Source organism: Streptomyces niphimycinicus (assembly GCF_018883605.1).
GTDB classification, from domain to species: domain Bacteria; phylum Actinomycetota; class Actinomycetes; order Streptomycetales; family Streptomycetaceae; genus Streptomyces; species Streptomyces niphimycinicus.
Genome location: NZ_JAHLEM010000744.1, coordinates 1 through 2,196, shown reverse-complemented (window position 1 = coordinate 2,196; position 2,196 = coordinate 1). Strand labels below are relative to the sequence as shown.

The following is a 2,196-nucleotide window of genomic DNA, read 5'->3' as shown; positions in this document are numbered from 1 at the left end:
GACGAGACCATCGTCGAAAAGCTCGGCGGTGCGGACGACATGGACTGACTCGTCCTACGGCCACCCACCGCACGGCCCGTCCCTACACACGCGGCGTCAGCGCGGGCGCAGGCCGTTGATGAGCAGGGTGCAGATGGACTCCAAGGCGGCCTCGGCGCCCGGGGACCGCCACTCGGGGGCGTGCGCCGGGTGGTGGTAGGCCATCGTGGCGTCGAAGACGGTCCGGGCCGTCGCGGTGGGGTCGGGGGAAGTGAAGTCCCCGCTGGTGACGCCGGCGGCGATGATGGCGCGCAGTTGCTCGACCAGGTCGGTCACATGGTCGGCGGCCGCGCTGCTGTGCTCGGCCGCCAGGACCCGGTAGGTGGCGAAGAGCTCCGGGTCCTCGGACAACAGCTTCCGCTTGGCGGCGAACAGCGTGGTGAACCAGGTGCGCAGCCGCTCCGGCGGGGCCTGCCGGGTGCCGGTCGCGACCGCCGCGAGGGGCTCGCGCGCCCGGCCCAGCCAGCGCCGGGTGACGGCTTCGCGCAACGCCGCCTTGGACGGGAAGTGGCGGTAGACGCTGGCGTGGCTGACTCCCAGCGCCCGCGCCACGTCCAGCACCGTGGCCTTCGCCGGTCCATGGCGGCGCAGCACGTCCTCGGTGGCCGTCAGGATGGTCTCGGCGTCGAGGGGGCCCGTACGCATCAGCGCTCGCCGTTCCGTACGCACCGCACCACGCGGCTCCCGGCCCCGGCGGCGGGCACCGGCTGCTCCCTCACTGCCAGTTCCTCCTCGTGGCTCGTCGGAAGTAGTGGCTCGTCAGAAGCTCGTCAGAAGAGTGCGAGCGGGTTGACGGGCACCCCGGTCAGCCCGTGGATACGCGGCGGCGCCACGGTGAGCAGGAAAGCATAGCGGCCCAGCTCCGCGCAGACGGCGGCGAGCTCGTCCACCTCGGCGGCGTCGATCAGCGGCAGGCCCATCATCGGCAGGGCGACCCGGTGCAGCGGCAACGGGCAGGCGGGGTCCAGGTCCGGGTGCGCGTCGCCGATGTCGCCCGCGTAGAGCGACACGCCGCGCCGGTGCATCCAGCGCACCGCGTCCAGGCTCATCCCCGGCATCGGCCGCTCGGGGTCGGGCGTCATGGGCCATCCGCAGCGCACCACCAGGGCGTCTCCGGACTCCAGCCGTACGCTCTGGCGTTCCTCGGCCGCCTCGAGGTCCCGCCCGGTGACCGCGTGGCCACTGGGCAACGGGCCGCCGGCCGCCAGGTCGAGCAGGATCCCCCGGGTGGCGAGCCCGGCGGCGAACGCGGTCGTGGAGCCGTGCCGGGCGCCGGCCGGTGTCACGGCCTCGTCCGCGGGCCGCCCCGGATAGACCCGCCCGTCGCGGATCGCGTGCCCCAGCGCGTCGAGGTGTGTCGAGCGCGGGTGGTGATTGGTCACCAGCATGACGTCCGCCATCGCGGGCGCCGGGGAACCGACGTACACCATCATCTGCTGAACGGGCGAGGCGTCTTGGGTGGACGGTGCGAAGGGGCCGCTGATGAGCGGCGCCGGCCGGATCGGAAGCGCGAGTGACACCGTCCGCCCGGTGCGGGCCTCCGCGGCGCCCCTGGCCCGGGCCTCCGCGGTGATGAGGTTGAGCGTGCCGAGCTGGTCGTCCTCACCCCACCGGCCCCAATTGCTCGGCAGTTCCTCTGAGTTGCCCGTTCCCGTCTGCGATGCGTCCATGGCGCCGAACCGTAGCGGGTTGAGGTTACAGAATCCAAACTCTGTAACCTTGGAGCGTGACGCCCCATACGCCCACGGCCCGCACTCGGGTGAGCGCCCGGCATCAGGAGGGGCGGAGCACCGGCACCCCGCCCGGCAGGGGCTACGATCCCGGGGCAGCCGATGACATGGGGGAGCCGTGAGCCAAACCGCGGCACAGCTCGTCGCCGCCCTTCGCCGGGGCCGGGGGGAAGCCGCCGCCGAGGTGACCGTCCTGGCCGACCGGCCCGACGGCACCGTCGTGCGGTGCGGCCATGTCGTCGCCAAGGCGCACCCGCCCGGCACGGATCCGGCCGAACTGGCCGTCCGGCTCGGGGTCGCGGCCCACCCCCGGTGCGCGGAGATACTGCTGCCGCCGGTCGACGACGGCATGGCCGCGCTGCCCGACGGCCGCCGGGTCACCCTCTGGCCGTACGGCGAACCCGTGGCGCCCGACGCGCCGGAGGCC

The 2,196-nt window shown here is 73.9% G+C and carries 2 protein-coding genes and 1 pseudogene; 1 reads left to right on the top strand and 2 read right to left on the bottom strand.

What is annotated here, in order from left to right; translation table 11 throughout:
- Positions 1 to 96: 96 nt before the first annotated feature.
- Both KN815_RS41645 and KN815_RS41640 read right to left on the bottom strand, forming a co-directional pair.
- Positions 97 to 684: a TetR/AcrR family transcriptional regulator gene (locus KN815_RS41645; RefSeq protein ID WP_216346975.1), complete on the bottom strand. Its 588-nt coding sequence runs from the start codon at positions 682 to 684 to the stop codon at positions 97 to 99.
- Between the two features lie 125 nt (positions 685 to 809).
- Entirely contained in the window at positions 810 to 1,709 is a 900-nt protein-coding gene (locus tag KN815_RS41640) for a cyclase family protein (RefSeq protein ID WP_216346974.1), read from the bottom strand.
- Positions 1,710 to 1,887: 178 nt separating this feature from the next.
- Between KN815_RS41640 and KN815_RS41635 the strand changes: the two are divergent.
- Positions 1,888 to 2,196 (top strand): annotated as a pseudogene (locus KN815_RS41635) (aminoglycoside phosphotransferase family protein); the annotation flags it as partial.